Source organism: Micromonospora sp. NPDC048898 (genome assembly GCF_043198035.1).
In the GTDB taxonomy this organism is placed as follows: Bacteria; Actinomycetota; Actinomycetes; order Mycobacteriales; family Micromonosporaceae; genus Micromonospora.
Genome location: NZ_JBICUF010000018.1, coordinates 131,103 through 137,391 on the forward strand (window position 1 = coordinate 131,103; position 6,289 = coordinate 137,391).

Here is a 6,289-nt window from a genome sequence, read left to right on the forward strand (position 1 = left end):
GAATGCCAAGCACCGCGTAGGCAAACACTTCCGACCGATCCGTAACGGGCCTGACCTGGCCACATTGGGCCGTTACAGTGACCCGCGCGAGTGACCCGGCAGCCCGGTTCGCGGCCGGTCGCGCGTTCACCCGACATCCGCATCGGCTCGGTGCGAGCGGGTCACCCACGCGTCACCGGCGCGGGCCGCAGGCCCGGCGGTCGTGCGCGCGGGACCGGTCCGGCCGGCAGTTCTGGAGGCGTTGATGGCATCCGGTAGCGACGTGATCGAACGGCCGGCGACGCTGGCGCGGACACCGGACCCCGCACCGGCGCGACGCTGGTTGGTGCCGGTGCTGCTGGTCGTCGGTTGGGTGCTCAGCGTCGCCTGGCGGATGTGGCTGTCCCGGCACATCGTGCTGCCGATCGCGCACACCGACGAGGACAGCTACCTGAACACCGCCCGTGCGCTGGCCGGCGGGCCGGGCGGGTTCAGCAGCGAGAACGACCTGCTGCGCCGGGTCGGTTACCCGATGCTGATCTCGCCGGCGTTCCTCGGCGACCGGGACTTCACCGACAGCTACCGGATCGTCCAGCTGATCAACGCGATGGCGAACTCGACGCTGTTGCCACTGGCGTACCTGCTCGGCCGTCGTCTGCTCGGCCTGCGCCGCTCGTACGCGCTGCTCGCCGCGGTCGCGGCGGCGACCCTGCCGGCCACCGCCTTCTACGCGGGCATCGCCATGATCGATACGGTGATGGCGCCGCTGGTGGTCGCCTGGCTGCTCGCCGTACACCTGTGGATCGGGCGGCCCGGCCCGCTCGCCGCCGCCACCGTCGGTCTACTGGCCGGCGCGTTCCACCTGCTGCACTCCCGTGGCCTGGTGATCGTGGCGGTGCACGCCGGTCTGGTCCTGCTGCTGCTGGTCCGCCGCCGGATCGGCCCGCCCGCGGTGCTCGCGGCGCTGCTGCCGGTGCTCGCCATGGCACTCGTCAACGCCGCCGCCATCCGCCACCTCGGCGACAAGGTCTACCTGCTCGGCAGCACCCCCGGCGGCGGCACGGTCGAGGCGGTCGCCTCGGTGCGGGGCGTGGTCCGCGTCGGCGCGGGCGTCACCACCCAACTCTGGTACCTCGTGGTGATCACGTTCGGGATGGCCGGAGTGGCCTGGGCCGCGGCCGTGCGTGAGCTGTGGCGTCCACGGCACGGCGACGCGGCCCGCTGGACGATGGGCGTGGCGCTCGTGGTGACCGTCGGAGTGGCCGGCGGCGCGTCGGTGATCCTGGCGGGCATCACCGGTAAGCCACTGGACGCCATCTACGGCCGCTACGTGCAGATGCTGGCGCCGTTCTGGCTGCTGGTCGGCCTCGGGGTGCTGCTCACCGCCGGCCGCCGGGTGGCGCTGCGCCGGGCAGCCGTCGCGGTGGCCCTGCTGGTCGGCGGCGGTGCGCTGATCGCCGCCCGCCTCGCGTACGTGGCCAGCCAGGGGCACCGGTTGCGCTACGGCGGTTTCAGCGCGCCGGACCTGGTGGCGTTGACCGGGGGCTTGCGGGAGATGCGGCCGGTGCTCGGGTCGCTCGTCGGTATCGCCGGCTGTCTGCTGCTCGTCGCCGCCGCGCTGGTGCCCCGACTGCGGTTGCCGATGTTCGGTGTGCTCGTCGTGGCCAACCTCGTCACCATGCAGGTGATCGAGCACCGCATCGTGCGGCCGGCCGTCGCGAGCACCGCGCCGACACCCCGGGTGGCCGACGTCGGCGTACGCCCCGGCGAGCGGGTCTGGGCCTCGACCGGCGTGCACTACGTCCTCCGGTTCAACCTCAGCCACCAGGTGACCTGGACCGACGTCCGGTGGTTCGGCGAGCAGCCGCCGGCCGCCGCGCAGGTGGTGTTCGCCCGCTGGGCGCCCGGTCAACCCGACGACTGGGACGGCACGGCGTACGGCTTCGTCCGGCTCGGCGGCAACCCGGTGCAACACTGGGCGGCCTGGCGACGGGCCTGACCGCCCCGGTGGACACCACCATTCGTGAACGGCGGATGTCCACCGGGAACACCATCGGTTAATGATTCGGGGCCATTACCCGAATAGGTACGACAATCAGCGCTGGCGGCGGTCGGCCCGAGCCAGGGAAATCGGGATGACGGTGATTTTCCGACCGTCGGACAGCTCTTCTCGCGGGGTGCCCTCGACGAATCGGAAACGCCTGTTCATCTGTCGTACGACGGTATTGTCGCCGAGCACCTCGCCGTCGAGTCGGTCCAGGTGCAGCCCGTCGAACGCGTACTCGACGGCCTCCCGCATGACGCCCAGCCAGGCGGGCAGCGTCTCGTCCCGCTCGGCCAGCCCGTCGGCGTCGAGGTAGAAGCCCCACGCCCCCGTGCGAGGGCCGTCGAACCGCAGGTCGAAGAAGGTGACCACACCGCAGGGCCGGTCGTCGCGGACGTACACCAGCACCCGCCGGGACGGATCGCCGCGGACCGCCGACCACCACCTGGCGTGTTCCTCGGCGGTGATCTCGTGGCTGGTCTTGCTGACCTGGCGATTGGTTTCCTGATTACGCCAGGACAACATCAGGTGAACGTCGTCCGCCGTCGCTTCGCGCAGCACGTGCGTCTCGCTTTCCTCGCTCTTCTCGTCCGGTCGGAGCACCTTACCCGGGGCTACCGGGAAAGCGGATAAGCATTCGGCGGGTTGTAGACTGCGGCGCATGAACGAATTGAGTCGCGCGCAGATCCGCGACCTCATGGCTCAGGTGCTGAAGAACCAGGACAAGGAGCTGCCCACCGACGACGCGGCGCAGTTGCGCGAGATTGGTTTCCGGTCGCTCGACTTCTCCGAGTTGGCCCTGCGGGTGGAGGACGAGACGGGGGAGGAGCTCAACTTCGACGCCCCCGGCCTGCGCCGCATCGCCACCGTCGGAGACGTCCTCGACTTCCTCGTCGAGCTTCAGCACCAGTGACCGTCGCGACGGCGCGTGACCCCATCCCCGCGCCCCCGGAGCCGGCCGGTGCCGACAACCGGATCGTCGTCGGCGGTGCCGCGCTGACCTGGCGCGCACTGCCCACGCCGACGCTGCCCGACCCGGCCGCCGTGCTCGCCCACCGCGCCGTGCACGCGCTCACCGCCGCACGGCAGCACGCCGTGCACGGCACCGAGCTGCTACTCAGCACCGCGAGTCGGGCCGACGCGGCGATGCGTTCGGAGCTGCTGGAGGCCGGGTTCACCGTTGGCGTCCTCGACGACGACGGGCTGCACCCGAGCCTGCCGACCCGGCCCCGAGCCGCCGAGCCCGGCCGGCTCTGGCTGCTGACGTCGGGCTCGACGGGCCGTCCCAAGCGGGTCGGGCACACCCTCGACACGTTGACCACCGTGCGGGCCGAGCAGCCCGAGCGGACCTGGCTCTGCCCGTACGCCCCGGGCACGTACGCCTGGTGGCAGGTGGTCACCCTGTCACTGACCCAGCCCGGCCAGCACCTCGTGGTGGTCGAGCCCGACGAGCTGGACGACTGGCCCAGCGTCGCCGCCGCGCACGGGGTCGACGCCGCCTCCGGCACCCCCACCTTCTGGCGACGCACCCTCTACCGCGATGCCGACGCGCTCGCCCGGGTGCCGTTGCGCCAGCTCACCCTCGGTGGCGAGCCGGTGGACCAGGCCATCCTGGACCAGCTCCGGGAGGTCTTCCCGACGGCCCGGATCTCCTGGATCTACGCCTCCTCCGAGGTGGGGGCGTCCGTTGTGGTGCACGACGGACGGGCCGGGTTCCCGGTCGAGTGGCTGGACCGGGAGACCCCTGGCCGGCCGACGCTGTCCGTGCGCGACGACGAGCTGGTGGTCACCTCCCCACACCACGGCGCCGGGTTGGCCGGCCCGATCCGCACCGGAGACCGGGTGCAGGTGCGCGACGACCGGGTGCTGATCACCGGCCGACTCGACTCCGACGAGATCAACGTGGGCGGCAGCAAGGTCTCCGCCGGTGTGGTCCGCGGTGTGCTGGCCGGGCATCCCGCGGTGGCCTGGGCCCGGGTGACCGGCCGCCGCGCCCCGGTGCTCGGCCGGATGGTGGTCGCCGAGGTCGTCCTGACCCCCGCCAACCCGGCTTCCGTTGGCCAGGCTCCCGCCAACCCGGCTCCGGTCGGTCCGGCCTCGGTCGACGCCGGGGTGCCGGACGAGGCCGCGCTGGTCCGCTGGTGCGCGGAGCGGCTTCCCGAGCACGCGGTGCCACGCCGCATTCGCGTCCTGACCGACATTCCCGTCAAGGAGACCCTGAAGAGCGATGTCTGAGCCCGCCGACACCCAGCTCGTCCCGCCCAGCTCCGTCGTCCTCGTCTCCGGCGGCTCCCGGGGGCTGGGCCTGGCCATCGTCACCGACCTGCTCGACGCGGGCGTACGCGTCGCCGCGTTCGCCCGCACCATCACCCCCGAGTTGGAGAAGCTCGCCGCCGAGCACCCCGACCGGGTGCACGTCGGCTCGGTGGACGTCACCGACCTGCGGGCCGCGCAGAGCTTCGTCCGCGAGGTGGAGCAACACCTGGGCCCGATCGACGGCATCGTCAACAACGCCGCCATGGGGCAGGATTCGCTGCACGCGCACACCGCCGCCGACGACATCGCCCGGATCATCGAGACCAACCTGACGGCCCCGCTCCAGCTGACCCGGCTGGTGATCCGCCGGATGCTCGGCAAGGGCATGCGCGGGCGGATCGTCAACATCACCTCGATCTGCGGGCAGCGCGGTTTCCCGGGTCTGGTCGCGTACTCGGCCACCAAGGGCGGCATGGACGCCGCCACCCGCTCGCTCGCGCGCGAGTTGGGTGGCCGGATGCTCGTCAACTCGGTCGCGCCCGGCTTCTTCGCCTCGGAGATGTCCGCCGTGCTCGGCCCGACCCAGCTCGACCAGATCGTGCGCCGCACCCCGACCGGCCACCTGACCGAGCCGGCGGAGGTCACGCCGGTGGTGCGGATGCTGCTGCGGGAACACACCAACATCAACGGCCAGGTCATCGTGGTGGACGGTGCCGCCTCCATCTGACCTCGACCGGCTGGTCCGGCCCCGCCCGGTGCCCGGGTTGCTCGCCGTCGCCGAACAGCACCTGCGGATCGGCGCCCCCGCCGACCTGGCCGACGCGGCGACCCGCAGTCACCTCGACGACGGACGGTGCGTCGGCTGGTACGGCCCGCGGACGCCGGGGTGGCGGGTGGCCATCGACGCGGAACGCGCCGACGCCCCGGTGCCCCCGGCGCTGGCCCGCCGGTTCGGCGTGGAGGACTTCTGGGCGCGGTGGACCCGCGCCGAGTGCTGCTGCAAGCTGGCCGACGTCCCGGTGGCCGCGTGGTGGCGTCGCCACGGACTGAGTACGCCGGCCGACGGGTCCGCGGTCTGGCGAACCCTGCGGGTGGCCGACCTGGTGGTCACTGTCGGCGTCGCCCCCGCACCCGGCGGTGTCCCCACGCCCGGCTTCGTGGCGGCCGGGCGCGCGGGGCCGGGCCTGGACGCGGCGGCAGTGCGCCACGGCAGCCTGTAGAACTGCCCCACCTCCGGGGCAGCGCCGCCGACCGTGACCAGGGCAGCTCATCCTGCCCTGCCCGTTCTGGTTGATCGTTTACACGTCGGCGGGTAGCGGTTTCGGTGATCTGCGCACATGGTGCCAAATGCGACTGAAGCAACGGTCAAAGTTCGCCAGATGTCTATGTTCGAATGGCGGTAGGGCGACCTCACCGGGGCTCGTCCTGGTCCGTGGTGCCGGGTGGATAACTGCCCTGTGTCGGGTGTTGCGAGGGCTGCGGGCTGGTTTGGCGTGGACACGGGGGAGGTCCTGGCGCGGTGGCTGAGTTTCCGGCGCATCTGTTTCGGATGGATGGTGATCCGTCGGCGATTCGCTCGTCGGCGTCGCGGTGGCAGGGCTTCGGTTCGGCGGCGACGCAGGCGGCGGGGCAGATCACGGGTTTGGATACGAGTCAGTTCGTGGGTCCGGAGGGGGATCTGTTCCGGGAGGGCCTGAACGCGCAGATGCCAGGGCATCTGCGGGTGACTGGTGATGCGTTCGGGCGGGTGTCGACCGGGTTGACGGTGTTCGCGGGTTCGTTGGCGTCGTTGCAGGATCGGATGCGTCCGTTGGCGCAGCGTGCGCCGGGTTTGTGGGCGGCGTTGCAGGCGGCGCGGGGTCGGGCGGATCGGGCGAGGCAGGCTGATGAGCGTCATGAGCAGGAGGTGGCGGATCGGCCGCCGGAGGCGGCGGCGGGGCCGGATTCGTATCGGTCGGATGCGGGGGCGGCGGGTTCGGCGTTGTCGCAGGCGCAGCGGGACTGGGACGA

The 6,289-nt window shown here is 72.0% G+C and carries 7 protein-coding genes; 6 read left to right on the plus strand and 1 reads right to left on the minus strand.

Features of this window, described 5'->3' with window-relative positions; genetic code table 11:
- Positions 1 to 244 precede the first annotated feature (244 nt).
- Positions 245 to 1,978 carry a hypothetical protein gene (locus tag ACGFIQ_RS31595; protein ID WP_393249193.1) on the plus strand — a complete coding sequence of 578 codons (1,734 nt, stop codon included), beginning with the start codon at positions 245 to 247 and terminating at the stop codon, positions 1,976 to 1,978.
- A gap of 96 nt (positions 1,979 to 2,074) precedes the next feature.
- On the opposite strand, the gene ACGFIQ_RS31600 is transcribed toward ACGFIQ_RS31595, so the two are convergent.
- The gene (locus ACGFIQ_RS31600) at positions 2,075 to 2,626 is read right to left on the minus strand and encodes a GNAT family N-acetyltransferase (protein WP_393249195.1); all 552 of its coding nucleotides are present in this window, start codon (positions 2,624 to 2,626) and stop codon (positions 2,075 to 2,077) included.
- 58 nt (positions 2,627 to 2,684) lie between these two features.
- Between ACGFIQ_RS31600 and ACGFIQ_RS31605 the strand changes: the two genes are divergently transcribed.
- The 5 genes from ACGFIQ_RS31605 to ACGFIQ_RS31625 form a co-directional block, all read left to right on the plus strand.
- Positions 2,685 to 2,936, plus strand: a complete 252-nt coding sequence (locus ACGFIQ_RS31605; protein ID WP_393249197.1) for a phosphopantetheine-binding protein — start codon at positions 2,685 to 2,687, stop codon at positions 2,934 to 2,936.
- Positions 2,933 to 4,258, plus strand: coding sequence for an AMP-binding protein (locus tag ACGFIQ_RS31610; RefSeq protein WP_393249199.1), 1,326 nt, complete (start codon positions 2,933 to 2,935; stop codon positions 4,256 to 4,258). The genes ACGFIQ_RS31605 and ACGFIQ_RS31610 overlap by 4 nt, the downstream gene beginning before the upstream one ends.
- Positions 4,251 to 5,006: an SDR family NAD(P)-dependent oxidoreductase gene (locus ACGFIQ_RS31615; RefSeq protein ID WP_393249201.1), complete on the plus strand. Its 756-nt coding sequence runs from the start codon at positions 4,251 to 4,253 to the stop codon at positions 5,004 to 5,006. The genes ACGFIQ_RS31610 and ACGFIQ_RS31615 overlap by 8 nt, the downstream gene beginning before the upstream one ends.
- Positions 4,990 to 5,499, plus strand: coding sequence for a hypothetical protein (locus ACGFIQ_RS31620; RefSeq protein WP_393249203.1), 510 nt, complete (start codon positions 4,990 to 4,992; stop codon positions 5,497 to 5,499). Before ACGFIQ_RS31615 ends, ACGFIQ_RS31620 begins: the two co-directional genes overlap by 17 nt.
- 299 nt (positions 5,500 to 5,798) lie before the next feature.
- On the plus strand, positions 5,799 to 6,289 hold a 491-nt coding region (locus ACGFIQ_RS31625), incomplete at its 3' end, for a putative T7SS-secreted protein (protein ID WP_393249205.1).